The sequence below is a fragment of the Saccharopolyspora kobensis genome (assembly GCF_900108315.1).
GTDB classification, from domain to species: domain Bacteria; phylum Actinomycetota; class Actinomycetes; order Mycobacteriales; family Pseudonocardiaceae; genus Saccharopolyspora; species Saccharopolyspora kobensis.
Genome location: NZ_FNVB01000010.1, coordinates 386,474 through 406,008, shown reverse-complemented (window position 1 = coordinate 406,008; position 19,535 = coordinate 386,474). Strand labels below are relative to the sequence as shown.

The window sequence follows — 19,535 nt, the reverse complement described above, 5'->3', positions numbered from 1 at the left end:
CGGTGGCGGCCGGTTCGTTCGCGTTGGCGGCGTTCGGCTTCGACGTGGGCGATGAGCTGGTGGACCGTGAGTGCGCCTTCGCCGCTGCCGGAGTGCTGAGGGCGGTGGGTGTTCCAGTAGATCGCGAGCAGGTAGAACGCGATGCCTGCGGTGATCATGATGATGCCGGGCAGTGCGGTGGCCATGTCAGTTGCTCCGTGCGGTCGTGGTGGTGGGCAGTTCTCGGGCGATTCGGTGCGCTTCGGTGTTGCAGCTGTCGCAGGTGGGCCACAGCCAGCCGATCTCGGAGTTGTCGGCGATGACCTGCTCCCGGCACAGCGTCGCCACGGAAGTCCCGCTGGGATACGCCAAAGCTCCCTCGGGTCGCCGGTCAGTGCTCGCATGCCGCTGCCCAGCAGCAGGAACCCAGTGGAACGGGTACATAGTTGCGCTCCTTCACTCAGTTTCTCTGGTTGCAGAAACTATTTGAGTTGCGACAACCGCACAATTCATCGATCGGGTGTAAGCAACCGTGCTGGTCTTCGATCTAGGCTGGCCGCATGGCGAGAAGTGCACGTGCGCGAGGACTCGGTGCCGAGCTGCGCGCCGCGCGGTTGAAGACAGGTCTCGAAGCTCAAGCCGTCGGTAAGAAGCTCGGCTGGTCGAAGTCGACCATGAGCCGGGTCGAGAGCGGCACGAGGCGCGTTGATGAGGCGGATGTTTCCGCAGTTCTCGCTGTCCTCGGCGTCACCGGCGATGAGCGCGAAAGGTTGCTCGCCCTTGCCCGTGAGCTCGATCAGTCGGTCTGGTGGGAAACTGCTGCGCCGACCGGCTTGCCTGCGCAGTTGACCGCATTGCTCGGCTTCGAGCGCGACGCCTGCCGCATCACCGAACTGTCGATCACGCTGGTGCCAGGTCTGTTCCAGACCTACGACTACGCACGTGCGCTCATGCTCGGTGGTGGAGTTCCGGAACCCGACGTGGATGCGCGGGTGGCCATCAGGCGTGGCAGGCAAGACGTGCTCACTCGACGCAATCCGGTCGAGTTCCTGGCGATCATCGACCAAGGTGCGTTGATGCGTCAGGTCGGTGACTGCGGCGTCATGGCCGATCAGTTGCAGCAACTGATCAAGGCGGCCTCGCTGCCGAACGTCGAGGTCCGCATCCTGCCGTTCGGTGTCCACCCGGGTATCGACGGTTCGTTCTCGTTGTTCGAGTTCCCCAAGGCTCCTGCTGTCGTCCACCTGGAACATCACAGGTCATCGGGCTTTCTCGATGAACACGAAGATGTTTCCGCATACCTGCAGCTGCGGGATACCGTGCTCTCGACAGCACTCAGCGTCGACCAGTCCGTCGCGCTGCTGTCACAGAGTGCTGACGAGTGGGAGAGCAGGGCTGATGAGGAACGACGAGGTCAGCAGGTGGCGGACGAGTAGCTACAGCACGGCCACCCAGACCTGTGTTGAGGTCGGTGCGTTAGCCGACGGCGCCGCGGTCCGCGACACCAAGGACCGCGGCGCCGGTTACTTCGTCGCTGACCGTGGGCAGTGGTCGGCGTTCATCGCCGCTGTGAAGGCCGACCGATTCGTTCGGTGAAGACGCCCCCGTGAGTGCTTTGGGGTGTTATGGCGCCCCAAACCGCTCACGGGAGGACGTGCCCAGCGCCGCGCGGATCGCCGCCGAGATGCGGTCCACGTCGGCACGTTCCTGTTCGGGCAGCGGCGCTCCCGCGCCGTCCCGCTCCGCTTCGGCGGACGCCAGCAGCTCTTGGGCCCGCTCGGCGTCTCCGGCGAGGACGGCGGCTCCGGCCAGGCCTTCCAGTGCGAGGGCGACTGCGCGGGGGTCGCCGGTGTCCCGGGCAACCGCCAGGCCTTCTTCGTGGAGGGCGTGGGCCTGTTGCGGATCGCCGCGCAGTTCGGCGATGAAGCCCAGCTCGGCGAGGCTGTGCGCGGTGCCCGGCGCGTAGCCCACCGATCGGTTCCAGTCCAGCAACATCCGGATGTGCTTCTCGGCGTCGTCGAGCCGTCCCTCCCGCCGGGCGCCGAGGCCGAGTCCTGCTTCGGCGAAGAACCGGCCGGTCACGTAGCCCTTGTCGGCCGAGAGCTCGCGGGCGCGCTCGTGCAGCCGCCGCGCCTGGTCCAGATCACCGGCCAGCAGGGCGAGCCTGCCCAGCCCCGAGAGCATGTCGGCCACCTGCGGCCACAGCCCGAGTTCCTCGCCGCGGCGCAGGCCGTCGCGGAGCAGCCGCGCCGCTTCGGCGTAGTCGCCGATGACCTCGGCCCTCCGGGCGAGGAGACCGGCCGCCCGCAGCTGCCCCCACCGGTCGCCGAGAGCCGCGAAGATCCTGGCGCTCTCGGTCGCGTCGCGCTCCATCGCCGCGACGTCACCGCGCAGCAAGGCGTGGTGGGCGGTGCTGCTCGATGCCGCGGCGATGCCCCACTCGTCCCCGACGGCGCGGAATCCGGCCAGGGCGCGCTGCGCGAGCGCGTCGCCGAACGATTGGTCACCACCGCCGAGCAGCGCTTCCGCCAGCAGCCATTCGACGAGCGCACGGCCCGCCGGATCGTGCACCCGGTCGAATCCGGCCAGCCCGGCCTCCACCAGTGCGGCCCGGTCCGAATCGGTGCCGCTGAGCAGCATCAGCGCCGACCGCCAGCCGTTGGCCCGCGCCCGCACGGCCGAGGCGGGATCGCCGGGAGTGCTCAGCGCCGCGTCGAGCAGCCGGACACCGTCGGCGAGCCGCCCGCGCAGGAACCAGTACCAGGCCAGTGCGTCGACGAGTCGCAGGGCACCGGCGGAATCACCGCGGCGCACCGAATCCTCCACGGCGGAGCGCAGATTCGCGTACTCGGTGTCCACCACCGCTAGCCACCGCCGCTGATCCGCGCCGCGCAGCCGGTCGCGCGCCCGTTCGGCGAGCGACGCGTAATACTCGTTGCGCGCCTGCCGGACCACATCCGACTCGCCCGCCTGGGCCAGCCGGTCCGAGCAGTACAGCGAGACCGACTCCAGCAGCCGGTAGCGCGGCCCTTCCTCGGTGTCGGTCATCGCGACCAGCGACCGGTCGACCAGGCGGGCGAGCAGGTCGAGGATTCGCCCGCGAGGCAGCTCCTCGCTCGCGCAGACGTGCTCGGCCGCGGCCAGCCCGAAGCCGTCGGCGTGCACCGAAAGCCTCCTCAGCACGGCCTGCTCCGCTTCGGTCAGCTGATCCCAGCTCCAGTCGATCACCGCGCGCAGCGTCTGCTGGCGGTCAGGAGCACCCCGGTGCCCGAGGACCAGCAGCTCGAACCGATCGTCCATCCGCGCGGCGAGTTCGCGGACCCCGAGCGCGCGCACCCGGGCGGCGGCCAGCTCCAGCGCCAGCGGAATCCCGTCCAGCCGGCGGCAGATGCCGGCGACGGCCGCGGCGTTTCCCGCATCGATGGTGAAGCCGGGAGCGGCGGCGGCCGCTCGGGCGGCGAACAACCGGACGGCGCTGAACTTCGGCAACGCCTCGGCACCGGTGTCGGCGGGGGAGTGCGGCAGTTCGAGCGCGGCGACCGAGTACAGGGCTTCACCGGATATGCCGAGGGGTTCCTGGCTCGTCGCCAGCACGCGCAGCCCCGGCACCGATCGCAGCAGCCGCTCGGTCAGCTCGGCGACCTCGGCCACCAGGTGCTCGCAGTTGTCCAGGACCAGCAGGACCCGCTTGCCCTCCAGCGCGGTGATCAGCTGGTCGACCGGTCCGGCGGTGGACCGGCCGTCGTCGCGGATGCCCAGCACCGCGTGCACGGTGTCCACGACTGCGGTGTGCGAGGAGGCGCTCTTGTCGATCCCGGCCAGCTCGACGAACCACACGCCGTCGGGGTGCTCGGAGAGCAGCGAATGCGCTGCCTCCACCCCCAGCCGGGTCTTGCCGACGCCGCCGGGCCCGATGAGGGTGACCAGCCGGTTGCCGCTGACCAGCGCGCACACGTCGCGGGTCGCTTCGGCCCTGCCGATCAGCTCGGTCAGCTGACCGGGCAGGTTCGTCGGAGCGGAGGCCGGGCGGGGCGCGATCAGCGGGTCCTGATCGAGGATCGCTCGGTGCACGGCGACGATCTCGGGGCCCGGATCGACTCCCAGCTCGGTGCGCAGCCGATCGCGCAACTCGGTGAAGCCGGCGAGCGCCTCGCTCTGCCGACCGGCGCGGTACAACGCGCGCAGGTGCGCTGCCCGCAATCGTTCGCGCAGCGGGTGTTCGGCGATGAAGGGCGCCAATTCGCCGACCAGCTCGGCGTGTTCGCCCAGTTCGAGCAGCGCTTCGGCCCTGGCTTCCACCGCGGACAGCCGGAGTTCGGTCAGCCGGGCCGCTTCGACGGCCGCGAACTCCTCGTCGGCGACCTCGGCGAACGCGGCGCCGCGCCAGAGGCCGAGCGCGGTGGTCAGAGCCTCCGCCCTGGACCGGGTGTCCGCTCCACCGGTGGCGAGCAACTCCTCGAACCGGCCGGCGTCCACCGCATCGGCCGGGACGTCCAGGCAATAGCCCCCGGCCCGCGCCACCACCAGCGCGCGGGCGCTCGGCTCGGCGGCGGCGAGAGCGCCACGCAGCTGCGAAACCTTGACCTGGAGCGCGGCAGGCGCGTCACGGGGCGCCCGCCGCGGCCACAGCACGTCGACGAGCCGGTCGGTCGACACCGGCCGTCCACGGTGGACGAGGAGCACGGAGAGCACTCTCAGCACCTGCCCGGCCGGGAGCGCGACCGGCTCGCCCTCATCCGTCCGCACCACCAGCGGACCGAGCACACCGAACCTCATGTCCGCGACAGTACGGTCCGGCCGCGCGCCGTGTAGGGGACTCGGTAGGTCGGCTGTAGGTCGGCTGTAGGCCGCTCCGGCGAAGGTCGTGACCACACGACGACAGCCGGAAAGGCGGATCCGATGCAGACGACCGACTCCTTGCGCGTGGCGATCATCATCGGCAGCACGCGGCACCAGCGGTTCGGCCCGACGGTGGCCCGGTGGTTCCACGACCACGCGATCAAGCGCGGTGGGCTCGACCTGGACCTGATCGACCTCGCGGAGACCGGGCTGCCCGACGTCCTGGGCGAACCCGACGACGCGGTCGCGGCCTTGGCGCCGCGCCTCGCGCAGGCCGATGCGTTCGTCTTCGTCTCGCCCGAGTACAACCGCGGCTATCCCGCCTCGCTCAAGAACGCCATCGATTGGTACGTCGACGAGTGGAAGGCGAAGCCGGTCGCCATCGTCTCCTACGGCGGCGTCTCAGGTGGCCTGCGGAGCGGTGAGCAGCTGCGCCAGGTGCTGGGCGAGCTGCACGCCGTCACCATCCGCGACACCGTCAGCTTCCACTCCTGCTGGAACAAGTTCGACGACGACGGTCAGCCGCTGGACATCGACGGTGCGAGCGCCGCCGCGACGGCGCTGCTCAACCAGCTCACCTGGTGGGCCCGCGCGCTGCGCGCCGCCCGCACCGCCGAGCCGTACACGTTCTGAGGCAGGAGGAACCGATGCCGAAACGACCTGCCCTGGCCCTGCTGGCCTTCTCCAGCCTGATCACCTCGCTGGACTTCACCATCATCTACGTCGCACTACCCGACATCGCCCGCGACGTGGGCTTCTCCGCCCACACCACGCAGTGGGTGGTCAGCGCCTACGCCATCTTCTTCGGCGGTCTGCTGCTGCTGGGCGGACGGTCCGCCGACCTGCTCGGCAGGCGGCGGATGTTCGTGCTCGGGATGGTGCTCTTCGGCGCCGCATCGCTGCTGGGCGGATTCGCCACCACCACGACCGCGCTGATCGCGGCGCGGGCGATCCAGGGGATCGGCGCGGCAGTGCTGTTCCCCGCGACGTTGTCACTGGTCAACACGATGTTCCAGGAAGGCGAGCAGCGGATCCGGGCGCTCGCGGTGTGGGCGGGTGCCGGTGCCGGCGGGCTCAGCCTCGGGGCACTGCTCGGCGGGGTGCTGACCAGCGCGTTCGGCTGGCAGGCGGTCTTCCTGGTCAACGTGCCGCTGGTGATCGCCGGAACAGCGGCGGCGTTCCTGGTGCTGCGGGCGGACGGTCCTCGGGACCGCGGGCGCTTCGACGTGCCCGGCGCTGTCACCGGCACCGCGGGCACCACCCTGCTGGTGTTCACCGTGGCGCAGGGCCCGGAAACCGGGTGGACCTCCGCGCCCGTCCTGATCGGTGGCGTGCTGGCAGTGGTGCTGCTGGTCGCTTTCCTGGTCATCGAGGCACGCAGTGCGGGCCCGCTCATGCCGTTGCGGCTGGCGCGCGAGTTGGGCCCGGTGCTCGCCGTCATCTTCGTCTTCGGCGGGACCATGCAGAACGTCGTCTACTTCCTGACGCTGTTCCTGCAGAACGTGTGGCGCTACAGCGCCCTCGTCACCGGGCTGGTCTTCCTGAGCCTCTCGGTGGTCATCGCGACCGCGAACTTCACCGCCGAGCGGCTGATGGTCCGGATCGGCATCCGCACCACCCTGATCAGCGGTCTGCTGCTCGGCGCGGTCGGCAGCGCGCTGCTGGCCGCTGGGATGGTCGCCGACGGCTCCTACTGGACGATCCTGGCCGGGATCCTGGTCTACGGCGCGGGGATGGGCACCGTGTTCCCGACGGTGTTCGCCGCCGCCGGAACCGGTGTCGCCGAGCGGGAGCAGGGCAGCGCGGGCGGGCTGGCCAACACCGCCCTGCAGGTCGGCACCGGCGTGGGGCTGGCGGTGCTCGTCGGCATCGCGAACGCCGGTTCGGCCGGGCTGGACGGCGAGGCGTTGCGCATCGCGACCGCGGACGGCCTGCGCACCACGGTCGTCGTCTCGGCCGCGCTCACCCTCCTCGGCCTGCTCGCCGCGGTGGCGCTGCCCCGCCGGGCCGAGGCAACCAACGACACCACCGCGGCCGAACCGGTCGCGGCTTCCTGAACACCCTGTGCTGCAAGAGAAAGCGAGGCACCATGAGCACTCCGAAGGATCCGTCCTACCGGTGGAGCGGCGAGGACCTGGACCTGGACGCCTACCTGGCCCGGATCGGCTTCGAGGGCGACCGCGAGCCGACGCCTGCCGCGCTGCGCAGGCTGGTGCACCTGCACACCACGACGATCCCGTTCGAGAACCTGGAGATCATCCTCGGCAGACCGGTGCTGCTGGACGTGAAGTCGTTGCAGGACAAGATGGTCCGGCAGCGCCGCGGCGGGTACTGCTTCGAGAGCAGCGCGTTGTTCGCGGCCGCGCTGGAAGCGCTCGGCTTCGGCGTCACCGGCCTGAGCGGGCGGATCTTCATCGGCCCGGGCGACGGGCTGCTGCCCGCCACCCACGCGGGGCTGCGCGTGACCACCGCCGCGGACGAGCGGGTCTGGCTCTGCGACGTCGGATTCGGCTCGGGCCCGCTGGCACCGGTCGAGCTGGCGCCGGGTGATGACGAGATCGACATCGACGGGTGGCGGTTCCGGCTCGAACTCGGCGCCGACGACCTCGGCGTTCAGGTGGCCACGCTGCACCACTTCTCCCGCAACGGTTGGCAGAACCGGCGCGCGTTCACGATGACACCGCAGTACCGGATCGACTACGAGGTCGGCAACCACTACGTGTCGACGTCGGCCCGCTCGCCGTTCACCACGCGGCCCATCGTCCAGCGGATGCACCCGGAGGTCCACCACATGCTCGACGGCCTCACCTTGAGCACCCAGCACCCGGACGGAACCGGCGACACCCGCGACGTCACCCGGGCCGACCTGCCGGAGATCCTGTCCGAGACCTTCGACATCGAACTCGACGACGCCGACGCGAAGCGGCTCGTCGAGCAGCCGTGGGGCGCGGACCAGCGTCCTTGAGCACGTCAGGATCGTGAGCGGGTCGTGGGGCTATAGCACCCCGAACCGCTCACGGTCCGATGTGGACGTGAGCGGACCAGCGCGAAGGCTCGTCCGGGTAGCGGGCCCGGAGCTGGCGGACCGCGTTGTGCAGCGCGTAGGCCGCGCGGTCGGTGTCGAAGTGATCGGTGAACAGGTCCGCGTAGACGTCCGCGTGGATCGCCACCGCGCTGTCCTCGTCGACCTCCCACAGGGTGCCGATGGCGTGCGTGAAGCCCGCGAAGCCCAGCGCTCCGGGCAGCGACACCGCCGCCGCGCACGGCTCGTCGGCCGCCGTCGCGCACTGGCCGAGGTAGCAGAACTCCGCCTCGTCCAGCGACACCTGGCCCAGTTCGACCAGGCCCAGCGGGCGCTGCGGCGCTTCGCGGTCCAGCAGCATGCCCGCCGCGGGCTGCGTCGGGAACTGCGAGCTCGGCTCGCACACGTGCAACCACGGGTGGTTCGGGATCATCCGCAGCATCTCCGCCGCGTTGGCCGTCTCCACCGCCGCGATCTCCGCGGACGGCCAGCGCTGCGCCAGGACCTGGTTCTGCCGCGGCAGCTCGCGCGCCACCAGCTCCGCCGAACCGGCCGCCACCAGCGGCGTCCCGGACTCCGGGACGGGCCGTTCGGCGGCCCGCAGCAGGCAGCCCAGGGTCGGCGCGTAGGAGGACACCACGCGATCCAAAGTGGACTCACCGGTGCGCGCGGCCGAGGCGTGCAGCGGCAGGAACGCCGGGGCGCCGAAAGCGCTCCACCAGATCCGCGGCCACCGGGCGCCCGGTTCCGGGGTGTCCAGGTAGCCCATCCGGTCCAGGACCGGTCGGGTGATGCGGCGCCACGTCCAGTCGAGGCAGTCGGTCAGCACGGCGTGCTGGTCCTGGTGCGCGGCCTCCAGCAGCTCCGCGGCGCGCTCGGCGGCGTTCTCCGGCGTGACGTCGGGCAGCGGCACGGTCAGCACGCGGCCGCCGATGATCACCAGCGCGTCGGAGCGGTACCGGCTGAGGTTGATCAGCACCGCCGAGCCTTCCGGCGCGGCGTCGGCCAGCTTCTCGAACGGGATGCGCCGCAGGTGGTCGGGCTGCACCGCGCGGGCCTCGGCCAGCAGCTCGTCCCAGGACCGGGCCAGCCGCGTCCGGTCGTCGAACTCGGTCAGCCCCGGCTCGGCCACCGGCCGGTCCAGCAGCCGGCGCAGCCGGACCACCTCGTCGGCCAGGTCCGGGTGGGTGCGGTGCAGCCTGCCGAGCTCGCCGCCGGTGGGCAGGAAGTCCGCCAGGATCGCCGAGCGCCCGTGCTCCAGCAGCTCCGCCGCCAGCTCGGGCTCGCCGCTCTCCACCGCGCACGCCGCGGCGTCCGCCGCGATCAGCGCCCAGCCCTGCTGCGCGGCGGGTGCCGCCACCACGCGCTTGCCCCTGGTGACCAGCGGCAGCAGCTCCACGGCGTAGGTGAACGACTCCAGCGCCTCCGACCAGCGGCTGGCCTGCGCGCAGATCCGACCGGCCAGCGCGGCGGCCCGCAACCGCTGGTCGGCGGGGGCGTTGTTCTGCTCCGCCGCCTCCATGAGCACCTTGCGCGCCCACCGGTAGTAGCGGCGACGACCGCTGCGCTGGTACAGCGACTGCAGCGCGCGCCCCTGGTGGATCGCCGCGTTCGCGCGCTCGGGAGCGTCCAGCGGCATGGCTTCGAGCGCCTGCTCGAACAGCTCGATGGCGGTCTCGATGTCGCGCGTCCTGGCCGTCAACCGGAACCGGTGCGCCGAGACGATGCCCAGCTGCGTCCACGCGGTGTACTGCGCGGCCGGGCCGCACTTCGCGGCTTCCCGCGCCAGTTCGGCCGCGCGGTCCAGGTCGACGCTGTCGCCGCTGTGCTCGAAGCGCTCGATCAGCGTCGCGATCAGCGCGTTGAGCGCGGCGCCGCGCTGATCGGCGGCTGCCGCCTCGGTCGCCGCCTCGCCCGCGGTGACGGCGGTGTCGAGCACCTTGGCGTCGGCGCCGTGCAGGAAGTGCCTGCGCAGCAGGGTCGCGTAGCCGGTGAGCGCGATGGCCCGGTTGGTGTCGTCGGCGGACATCGCGCGCACCGCCGGGGCGATCGGGCGCAGCACCCGGCGCAGCTGGCTGGCCTCCCCGCTGGCGTCGACGTGCTCGACGGTGGTGGCGGCCAGGTTCCAGATCGCGGTGCCGAGCAGCGGGTGGCCGGTGTCGAGCACGCCGAGCACCCCGACCACCTCGCTGATCGCCGAGTTGAGGTCGGTCAGGTCGCCGTGCTCCCGGAACCGCAGCCGCAGCGCGCGCGACAGCTGGCACAGCGCCGCGCGGCGCGGATCGCCGTCAGCGAGCGCCCCGGCACCCGAGCCGAGGTGCTTGATCGCCTCGTCCAGGTCGTCCAGCGAACCGCCGCGCTCGTACCGGCGCAGCAGCGCGCCGCCGAGGTTGACCAGCAGCTCCGAGGTGGCCGCATCGTTGGCCGGGGAGATCCGCGCGGCCTCCCGGAACACCTCGACCGACTCGTCGTCGGAGGCGGCCGAGCCGGCCAGCTGGGCGTGCAGCTTGAGCGCGTTGGCCAGCCTGATCAGCGCCATCGCGCGCCGCTGGTCGCGGCGCGGGGCCTGCTCGACGGCTTGGCGCGCGACCCGCACGCTCTCCGCCGCGTGCGCGGCGCTCTCGGTCTTCGCCGCGAGATCGGCCAGCGCCAGCGCCAGGTTGCACTGGTAGAGGATCCGGTCGCGGTCGGTGTCGTGGGCGGCGGTGGTGGCCGACCGGTAGTAGCCGATGGCGTCCTCGAGATCGGCCAGCTCACCGGTGCGCAGGTGCGTCAGCTGAGTCGCGCTGCCGAGGTTGTTGAGCACGCCCGCGCGCGCGGGATCGCTCTCCCGCAGCACGCCCGCGGTCGCGCGGAACACCTCGGTGACCCAGGGCAGCTGCTCGAAGTCGAGGGTGGTGACGATCTGGTTCATCGCCGCGATCGCGTCGGCGTAGCGCTGCTCGGCGCTGCGACGCGGGTCCGGCGCCGAGATCGGGGGTTCCGGGGCCGGGGGCTCGGGAGTGGCTTCCTGTTCGTCGGTGAACCAGCTGGAGCGGGTGCCGCCGCGAGCTCCTTGCCCTCCGGTCCAACGCTGCAGCCCGCCGAAACGCTCGTTCGCGCGGTTTGCATCGTCTGTCATCGGTTGTTCTCCTGTGGCTTGCTCACCGGGGCACCGTTCGGGGAGTTCGGTGGCGTAACACGCTACCGGCGGGCGCAGCCGCCGAATAGACCATGTGCGCCACCCGAGATCGCTCCGGTGGGCGTCCGCGGCGCGATCTCCCGATCTCCGAACCTACTCGGCGAGCGCGCCCCGGGGTTCCGGTTGAGATCATTAATACTCACGGCTAACACGCAGTGCAGAGATCATTTCCCGACCGGGCCGGACCGGTCGGCGCCGCGGCGGTCGCCGGGCCGGACGCGGCGCGGAATCGGGTTGATCGGCACCGGTCACCCCGGGTGCCGATTCCGCGGCTCAGCGTGCTCGACTGCAAATCGGCCTCCCGCTCCGAGATCGCGAATTCGCAGATCGAATTCGCGGTTGTCGATGACCAGCGGTGCCGATGTGAGCACACGGGGTGAGAAGTCGAGGACGGCTTCGCCGGATTGACTCCGTTCGGCGCAGTCGCTCCCGGGAATGCGGAAGACCGGTTCCGGTGTTGAGTCCCTCGTCACCCGCACGGCCGCCCCCAGTCGATTCGCGAGGGAGTGTCAAGGGCCGTTCGGAGGGGTGTCGGGAGTGTCGGGAAGAGGTGCCCGGGGGCACCGCTCAATGGTGCTCTGACCTGCTGAAAGCAGCTCCCCGGCGGTCACGAGCGGTGATCGTGTTTTGCGCCACGAGGGTGATCGGAGCGTGATCTCTTGACTGGCGGCGCGCTGGGGTTCACTCTGGTGCTCAACGCGGGGCTGGGCCGCCATCGGTGGGCCCCCTCGACAGCTGGCGAGGTTCCGGCTAGACTGCTACTTTGCGCTGCCCTCTTTCCGTCTACTCGTGCACCGGGTCGTAGGATTGCGGGCGCCATTGCACCCTTGACAGCTGTGTTAGCGGACTGTGCGTTTAGCTGACGCGCGCTTTGATGACGCGGCTGTAGCCAGTTCAGAGTCCCGGAAGGACGCATCTTGGCAGTCTCCCGCGCGACCAAGGTCTCTGCAGCTTCCAACTACACGTCGGGGATCCCTGGGGCACCCAAGCGGGTCTCGTTCGCGAACATCCGCGAGCCGTTGAACGTGCCGAACCTGCTAGACCTGCAGATCCAGTCCTTCGAATGGCTCGTCGGCAACGAGGCCTGGTTCCAGCGCCGGGTCGACGCCGGCGAGGAAGTTCCGGTTGGCGGCCTTGAAGAGGTCCTCGGCGAGATCTCCCCGATCGAGGACTTCTCCGGATCGATGTCGCTGTCCTTCTCCGACCCACGCTTCGACGAGGTCAAGGCCTCCGTCGAGGAGTGCAAGGACAAGGACATGACCTACGCCGCGCCGCTGTTCGTCACCGCGGAGTTCACCAACCACACCACTGGCGAGATCAAGAGCCAGACGGTGTTCATGGGTGACTTCCCGATGATGACGGACAAGGGCACCTTCATCATCAACGGCACCGAGCGGGTCGTGGTCTCCCAGCTCGTGCGGTCCCCCGGCGTCTACTTCGACCAGTCGGTCGACAAGACCACGGACAAGGACGTCTTCAGCGTCAAGATCATCCCCAGCCGCGGTGCGTGGCTGGAGTTCGACGTCGACAAGCGCGACACCGTCGGCGTCCGCATCGACCGCAAGCGCCGCCAGCCGGTCACCGTGCTGCTGAAGGCGCTGGGCTGGTCGGCCGAGGCGATCCGCGAGCGGTTCGGCTTCTCCGAGACCCTGATGGCGACCCTGGAGAAGGACCACACCGCAGGCACCGACGAAGCGCTGCTGGACATCTACCGCAAGCTGCGTCCGGGCGAGCCGCCGACCAAGGAGAGCGCGCAGACCCTGCTGGAGAACCTGTTCTTCAAGGAGAAGCGCTACGACCTGGCCCGCGTCGGCCGCTACAAGGTCAACAAGAAGCTCGGCCTGGGCATGCCGTACGAGACCGGCGTGCTGACCGAGGAAGACATCGTCACCACGATCGAGTACCTGGTCCGCCTGCACGCCGGCGAGACCGAGATGCCCGCTCGCGGTGAGGGCGAGGGCGCCACCGTGCCGGTCGAGGTCGACGACATCGACCACTTCGGCAACCGGCGCCTGCGCACCGTGGGCGAGCTCATCCAGAACCAGGTCCGGGTCGGCCTCTCCCGCATGGAGCGCGTCGTCCGCGAGCGGATGACCACCCAGGACGTCGAGGCGATCACCCCGCAGACCCTGATCAACATCCGCCCGATCACGGCGGCGATCCGGGAGTTCTTCGGCACCTCGCAGCTGTCCCAGTTCATGGACCAGACCAACCCGATCGCGGGCCTGACGCACAAGCGCCGGCTCTCCGCGCTCGGCCCGGGCGGTCTGTCCCGCGAGCGCGCGGGCATGGAAGTCCGAGACGTGCACCCCTCGCACTACGGCCGGATGTGCCCGATCGAGACGCCGGAAGGCCCGAACATCGGTCTGATCGGCTCGCTGGCGACCTTCGCCCGCGTCAACCCGTTCGGCTTCATCGAGACGCCGTACCGCAAGGTCGTCGACGGCCGGGTCACCGACCAGATCGACTACCTGACCGCGGACGAGGAAGACCGCTACGTCAAGGCGCAGGCCAACGCGCCGATCGACGACGAGGGCAACTTCATCGACGACCGCGTGCTGGGTCGGCGGAAGGGCGGCGAGGTCGAGCTGCTCGCCCCGACCGAGATCGACTACATGGACGTCTCGCCGCGGCAGATGGTCTCCGCCGCGACCGCGATGATCCCGTTCCTCGAGCACGACGACGCCAACCGCGCCCTGATGGGTGCGAACATGCAGCGCCAGGCGGTGCCGCTGCTGCGCAGCGAGGCCCCGCTGGTCGGTACCGGCATGGAGCTCCGCGCCGCCGTCGACGCCGGTGACGTGATCACCGCGGAGAAGGCCGGTGTGGTCGAGGAGCTGTGCGCCGACTTCGTGACGATCATGGCCGACGACGGCACCCGCCGCTCGTACCGGATGAACAAGTTCTCGCGGTCCAACCACGGCACTTGCATCAACCAGAAGCCGATCGTCAACGAGGGCGACCGCATCGAGGTCGGTCAGGTCATCGCCGACGGCCCGTGCACCCAGAACGGCGAGATGGCGCTGGGCAAGAACCTGCTCGTCGGCATCATGCCGTGGGAGGGGCACAACTACGAGGACGCGATCATCCTGTCCCAGCGCCTGGTGCAGGACGACGTGCTCACCTCGATCCACATCGAGGAGCACGAGGTCGACGCCCGCGACACCAAGCTGGGCGCCGAGGAGATCACCCGGGACATCCCGAACGTCTCCGACGACGTGCTGGCCGACCTCGACGAGCGCGGCATCATCCGCATCGGTGCCGAGGTCCAGGGCGGCGACATCCTGGTCGGCAAGGTCACCCCGAAGGGCGAGACCGAGCTGACCCCGGAGGAGCGCCTGCTGCGCGCGATCTTCGGCGAGAAGGCCCGCGAGGTCCGCGACACCTCCCTGAAGGTGCCGCACGGCGAGACCGGCAAGGTCATCGGCGTCCGCGTGTTCAACCGCGAGGACGACGACGAGCTGCCCCCGGGCGTCAACCAGCTGGTGCGGGTCTACGTCGCGCAGAAGCGCAAGATCCAGGACGGCGACAAGCTCGCCGGCCGCCACGGCAACAAGGGCGTCATCGGCAAGATCCTGCCCGCCGAGGACATGCCGTTCCTGTCCGACGGCACCCCGCTGGACATCATCCTGAACACCCACGGTGTGCCGCGACGGATGAACATCGGCCAGGTGCTGGAGACGCACCTCGGCTGGATCGCCTCCCAGGGCTGGTCGATCGACGGCGACGCCGACTGGGCCAAGCGCCTGCCGGAGGAGCTCTACGAGGTCGAGCCGGGCACCAACACCGCGAGCCCCGTCTTCGACGGTGCTCGGGAGGAGGAGATCACCGGTCTGCTGGCCTCCACCCTGCCGAACCGCGACGGTGAGCGCATGGTCGGCGGCGATGGCAAGGCCCAGCTGTTCGACGGGCGCAGCGGCGAGCCGTACCCGTACCCGACCGCGGTCGGCTACATGTACATCCTCAAGCTGTCGCACCTGGTGGACGACAAGATCCACGCCCGGTCGACCGGTCCGTACTCGATGATCACCCAGCAGCCGCTGGGCGGTAAGGCGCAGTTCGGTGGTCAGCGCTTCGGTGAGATGGAGTGCTGGGCCATGCAGGCCTACGGCGCCGCCTACACGCTGCAGGAACTGCTCACCATCAAGTCCGACGACGTGGTGGGCCGCGTGAAGGTCTACGAAGCGATCGTCAAGGGCGAGAACATCCCGGAACCGGGCATCCCGGAGTCCTTCAAGGTGTTGCTGAAGGAGCTCCAGTCGCTGTGCCTGAACGTCGAGGTGCTCTCCAGCGACGGTGCCGCGATCGAGATGCGCGACAGCGAGGACGAGGACCTGGAGCGCGCCGCGGCCAACCTCGGCATCAACCTGTCGCGCAACGAGTCGGCCTCCGTCGACGACCTCGCGCACTGACCCTCGCCGCCGGTCCGCGGGATCGCTCCCGCGGACCGGCGTCCGACCCAACCCTGGCACTCCTGCCGCTAGCCGGCAGACCCTTTCGACCAAGGGAGAAGACCCGACGTGCTTGACGTCAACTTCTTCGATGAACTCCGCATCGGCCTGGCCACGGCCGACGACATCCGCCAGTGGTCGTACGGCGAGGTCAAGAAGCCCGAGACCATCAACTACCGCACCCTGAAGCCGGAGAAGGACGGGCTCTTCTGCGAGAAGATCTTCGGCCCGACCCGGGACTGGGAGTGCTACTGCGGCAAGTACAAGCGTGTCCGCTTCAAGGGCATCATCTGTGAGCGCTGCGGTGTCGAGGTCACCCGCGCCAAGGTGCGCCGCGAGCGGATGGGCCACATCGAGCTGGCCGCCGCCGTCACCCACATCTGGTACTTCAAGGGCGTCCCGTCCCGGTTGGGCTACCTGCTCGACCTGGCCCCCAAGGACCTCGAGAAGATCATCTACTTCGCGGCCTACGTGATCACCGGGGTGAACACCGAGCTGCGGCACAACGACCTGTCGACGCTGGAGAGCGAGATCAGCGTCGAGCGCAAGCGGGTCGCCGACCAGCGCGACTCCGACCTGGAGGCGCGCGCCCAGAAGCTCGAGGCCGACCTGGCCACCCTGGAGGCGGAGGGCGCCAAGAGCGACCAGCGCCGCAAGGTGAAGGAAGGCGCCGAGCGCGAGATGAAGCAGCTGCGCGACCGCGCGCAGCGCGAGCTCGACAAGCTCGACGAGATCTGGGACACCTTCACCAAGCTGGAACCGCGCCAGCTGATCGCCGACGAGGTCCTGTACCGCGAGCTCTACGACCGGTACGGCGAGTACTTCACCGGCGGCATGGGCGCCGAGGCGATCCAGTCGCTGCTGTCGACCTTCGACATCGGCGCCGAGGCCGAGCTGCTGCGCGAGACCATCCGCAGCGGCAAGGGCCAGAAGAAGCTGCGCGCGCTCAAGCGGCTCAAGGTCGTGGCGGCCTTCCAGGCCACCGGCAACGACCCGAGCGGCATGGTGCTCAACTGCGTGCCGGTCATCCCGCCGGACCTGCGTCCGATGGTGCAGCTGGACGGTGGCCGCTTCGCGACCTCCGACCTCAACGACCTGTACCGCCGGGTGATCAACCGGAACAACCGCCTCAAGCGGCTGATCGACCTCGGCGCGCCCGAGATCATCGTCAACAACGAGAAGCGGATGCTCCAGGAGTCCGTCGACGCGCTGTTCGACAACGGCCGTCGCGGGCGTCCGGTCACCGGCCCGGGCAACCGGCCGCTGAAGTCGCTGTCCGACCTGCTCAAGGGCAAGCAGGGCCGCTTCCGCCAGAACCTGCTGGGCAAGCGCGTCGACTACTCGGGCCGTTCGGTCATCGTGGTCGGCCCGCAGCTGAAGCTGCACCAGTGCGGTCTGCCGAAGGAGATGGCGGTCGAGCTGTTCAAGCCGTTCGTCATGAAGCGGCTGGTCGACCTCAACCACGCGCAGAACATCAAGTCCGCCAAGCGGATGGTGGAGCGCCAGCGCCCGCAGGTGTGGGACGTGCTGGAAGAGGTCATCGCCGAGCACCCGGTGCTGCTCAACCGAGCACCCACGCTGCACCGCCTCGGCATCCAGGCCTTCGAGCCGCAGCTGGTCGAGGGCAAGGCGATCCAGCTGCACCCGCTGGTCTGCGAGGCGTTCAACGCGGACTTCGACGGTGACCAGATGGCGGTGCACCTGCCGCTGTCGGCCGAGGCCCAGGCCGAGGCCCGGATCCTGATGCTGTCCAGCAACAACATCCTGTCCCCGGCGTCCGGCCGCCCGCTGGCGATGCCGCGCCTGGACATGGTGACCGGCCTGTACCACCTGACCAAGCAGGTGGACGGCGCCAAGGGCGAGGGCCTGGCGTTCTCGTCGGTCGGCGAGGCCATCATGGCCTTCGACCGCGGTGTGCTGGGGCTGCAGGCCAAGATCAAGATCCGGCTGAAGGACGTCGTGCCGCCGCGCGGGAACACCCCGGAGGGCTGGGAGCCCGGTCAGCCGTGGCTGGCCGAGACCACCCTGGGCCGGGTGTTCTTCAACGAGCTGCTGCCCGAGGACTACCCGTTCGTCGACGACCTGCTGCCGAAGAAGAAGCAGGCCGCGATCGTCAACGACCTCGCCGAGCGGTACCCGATGGTCACCGTCGCCCAGACGCTGGACAAGCTGAAGGACGCCGGCTTCCACTGGGCGACCCGTTCGGGCGTGACCGTGTCGATCACCGACGTGGTCGTGCCGCCGAACAAGACCGAGATCCTCGACAACTACGAGGCCAAGGCCGACCAGGTCGAGAAGCGGTACCGCCGCGGTGCGCTGTCCTACCAGGAGCGCAACGCCGAGCTGGTCAAGGTCTGGACGGCGGCCAAGGACGAGGTCGCCGAGGCGATGGAGACCAACTTCCCGGAGGACAACTCGATCAGCACGATCGTGAAGTCCGGGGCCGCCGGTAACATGACGCAGGTCGTGCAGCTGGCCGGTATGCGTGGTCTGGTGTCGAACCCGAAGGGTGAGTACATCCCGCGCCCGATCAAGGCGAACTTCCGCGAGGGCCTGTCCGTGCTGGAGTACTTCATCTCCAACCACGGTGCCCGCAAGGGTCTCGCCGACACGGCGCTGCGCACCGCCGACTCGGGTTACCTGACCCGTCGTCTGGTGGACGTCTCGCAGGACGTCATCGTCCGCGAGACCGACTGCGGCACCGAGCGCGGCATCAAGATGCCGATCGCGGAGCTGCTGCCGGACGGCAAGCTGCTGCGCGACCCGCACGTCGAGACCAGCGTCTACGCCCGCACCACGGCCGAGGACGTCACCGACGCCGACGGCAACATCGTGCTGGCCCGCGGTTCGGACCTGGGCGACCCGGCGATCGAGAAGCTGCTCGCCGCCAGCGTCACCAAGGTCAAGGTCCGCAGCGTCCTGACCTGCGAGTCCGGCGTGGGTGTCTGCTCGGTCTGCTACGGCCGCTCGATGGCCACCGGCAAGCTGGTGGACGTCGGCGAGGCCGTCGGCATCGTCGCCGCCCAGTCGATCGGTGAGCCGGGCACGCAGCTGACGATGCGTACCTTCCACCAGGGCGGTGTCGCGGGTGACGACATCACCACCGGTCTGCCGCGTGTCCAGGAGCTGTTCGAGGCCCGCGTCCCGAAGGGCAAGGCCCCGATCGCCGACACCTCCGGCCGGATCCGGATGGAGGACAACGACCGCTACTGGAAGATCACCATCATTCCGGACGACGGCGGCGAGGAGATCGTCTACGACAAGCTGTCCAAGCGGCAGCGGCTCGCGGCGATCTCGGTGGACGGCAGCGAGCGGCAGATCGCCGACGGCGACCACGTCGAGGTCGGTCAGCAGCTGCTCGAAGGTGCCGTCGACCCGCACGAGGTGCTGCGCGTGATGGGCCCGCGCGAGGCCCAGCTGCACCTGGTGCGCGAGGTGCAGGAGGTGTACCGGTCGCAGGGTGTGGGCATCCACGACAAGCACGTCGAGGTCATCGTCCGCCAGATGCTGCGCCGCGTCATCATCATCGACTCGGGTGCCACCGAGTTCCTGCCCGGTTCGCCGGTGGAGCGCTCGGTGTTCGAGTCGGAGAACCGCCGCGTCGTCGCCGAGGGCGGGGACCCGGCCTCCGGCCGCCCGGTGCTGATGGGCATCACCAAGGCGTCGCTGGCCACCGAGTCGTGGCTGTCGGCGGCCTCCTTCCAGGAGACGACCCGCATCCTCACCAACGCCGCTATCGAGGGCGCGAGTGACAAGCTGGTCGGCCTGAAGGAGAACGTGATCATCGGTAAGTTGATCCCGGCCGGTACGGGCATCAACCGGTACCGCAACATCCAGGTGCAGCCGACGGAGGAGGCGCGGGCCGCGGCGTACGCGATCCCGTCCTACGACGACAGCTACTACACCCCGGATGTCTTCGGCGCCGGCACCGGTGCGGCCGTCCCGCTGGACGACTACGACTTCGGGCGCGACTACCGCTGACCCGTGGTTGAGCCGAAGGGCCCCTGTCCGACTCCTCCGGACAGGGGCCCTTTGCCGTCCCGGGATTTCCCGCAGGCGAGCA

At 69.8% G+C, this 19,535-nt stretch carries 10 protein-coding genes and 1 pseudogene; 7 read left to right on the top strand and 4 right to left on the bottom strand.

Annotation, left to right across the window (positions count from 1 at the left end):
- Positions 1-185 (bottom strand): annotated as a pseudogene (locus tag C4T78_RS31225) (hypothetical protein); the annotation flags it as partial.
- 1 nt (position 186) lies between these two features.
- Positions 187-423 (bottom strand): HC3 family zinc finger protein, encoded by a 237-nt coding sequence (locus C4T78_RS31220; RefSeq protein ID WP_093352168.1) that lies wholly within the window; start codon positions 421-423, stop codon positions 187-189.
- 116 nt (positions 424-539) lie between these two features.
- Here C4T78_RS31220 and C4T78_RS31215 point away from each other — a divergent pair, with 116 nt between their 5' ends.
- Positions 540-1,415: a helix-turn-helix domain-containing protein gene (locus tag C4T78_RS31215; RefSeq protein ID WP_093352170.1), complete on the top strand. Its 876-nt coding sequence runs from the start codon at positions 540-542 to the stop codon at positions 1,413-1,415.
- Complete coding sequence (locus C4T78_RS31210; RefSeq protein WP_093352173.1) at positions 1,378-1,575, top strand: DUF397 domain-containing protein; 198 nt, start codon at positions 1,378-1,380, stop codon at positions 1,573-1,575. Before C4T78_RS31215 ends, C4T78_RS31210 begins: the two co-directional genes overlap by 38 nt.
- A 27-nt stretch (positions 1,576-1,602) precedes the next feature.
- On the opposite strand, the gene C4T78_RS31205 is transcribed toward C4T78_RS31210, so the two are convergent.
- Positions 1,603-4,755 (bottom strand): ATP-binding protein, encoded by a 3,153-nt coding sequence (locus C4T78_RS31205; RefSeq protein WP_093352175.1) that lies wholly within the window; start codon positions 4,753-4,755, stop codon positions 1,603-1,605.
- Positions 4,756-4,878: 123 nt separating this feature from the next.
- Here C4T78_RS31205 and C4T78_RS31200 point away from each other — a divergent pair, with 123 nt between their 5' ends.
- From C4T78_RS31200 to C4T78_RS31190, 3 genes are read left to right on the top strand one after another with little or no spacing between them, the layout of a single operon-like run.
- Positions 4,879-5,451, top strand: coding sequence for an NADPH-dependent FMN reductase (locus C4T78_RS31200; protein WP_093352178.1), 573 nt, complete (start codon positions 4,879-4,881; stop codon positions 5,449-5,451).
- A gap of 14 nt (positions 5,452-5,465) precedes the next feature.
- Positions 5,466-6,875, top strand: coding sequence for an MFS transporter (locus tag C4T78_RS31195; RefSeq protein ID WP_093352180.1), 1,410 nt, complete (start codon positions 5,466-5,468; stop codon positions 6,873-6,875).
- A gap of 32 nt (positions 6,876-6,907) precedes the next feature.
- Positions 6,908-7,783, top strand: coding sequence for an arylamine N-acetyltransferase family protein (locus tag C4T78_RS31190; RefSeq protein ID WP_093352183.1), 876 nt, complete (start codon positions 6,908-6,910; stop codon positions 7,781-7,783).
- 49 nt (positions 7,784-7,832) lie between these two features.
- Here the strand turns inward: C4T78_RS31190 and C4T78_RS31185 are convergent, their stop codons facing one another.
- A complete protein-coding gene (locus C4T78_RS31185) occupies positions 7,833-10,961 on the bottom strand; it encodes a CHAT domain-containing protein (RefSeq protein ID WP_093352186.1) in 3,129 nt (1,042 codons plus the stop codon).
- Between the two features lie 977 nt (positions 10,962-11,938).
- Here C4T78_RS31185 and rpoB point away from each other — a divergent pair.
- Together rpoB and C4T78_RS31175 are read left to right on the top strand one after the other, a co-directional pair.
- Positions 11,939-15,433: a DNA-directed RNA polymerase subunit beta gene (rpoB, locus tag C4T78_RS31180; RefSeq protein ID WP_093352188.1), complete on the top strand. Its 3,495-nt coding sequence runs from the start codon at positions 11,939-11,941 to the stop codon at positions 15,431-15,433.
- Positions 15,434-15,541: 108 nt separating this feature from the next.
- A complete protein-coding gene (locus tag C4T78_RS31175; RefSeq protein ID WP_093352191.1) occupies positions 15,542-19,453 on the top strand; it encodes a DNA-directed RNA polymerase subunit beta' in 3,912 nt (1,303 codons plus the stop codon).
- The last annotated feature ends 82 nt before the right edge of the window (positions 19,454-19,535 follow it).

Coding starts and splice junctions, on each gene's coding strand:
- C4T78_RS31220 (WP_093352168.1), bottom strand. CDS start 423: ATGTACCCGTTCCACTGGGTTCCTGCTGCTGGGCAGCGGCATGCGAGC.
- C4T78_RS31215 (WP_093352170.1), top strand. CDS start 540: ATGGCGAGAAGTGCACGTGCGCGAGGACTCGGTGCCGAGCTGCGCGCC.
- C4T78_RS31210 (WP_093352173.1), top strand. CDS start 1,378: ATGAGGAACGACGAGGTCAGCAGGTGGCGGACGAGTAGCTACAGCACG.
- C4T78_RS31205 (WP_093352175.1), bottom strand. CDS start 4,755: ATGAGGTTCGGTGTGCTCGGTCCGCTGGTGGTGCGGACGGATGAGGGC.
- C4T78_RS31200 (WP_093352178.1), top strand. CDS start 4,879: ATGCAGACGACCGACTCCTTGCGCGTGGCGATCATCATCGGCAGCACG.
- C4T78_RS31195 (WP_093352180.1), top strand. CDS start 5,466: ATGCCGAAACGACCTGCCCTGGCCCTGCTGGCCTTCTCCAGCCTGATC.
- C4T78_RS31190 (WP_093352183.1), top strand. CDS start 6,908: ATGAGCACTCCGAAGGATCCGTCCTACCGGTGGAGCGGCGAGGACCTG.
- C4T78_RS31185 (WP_093352186.1), bottom strand. CDS start 10,961: ATGACAGACGATGCAAACCGCGCGAACGAGCGTTTCGGCGGGCTGCAG.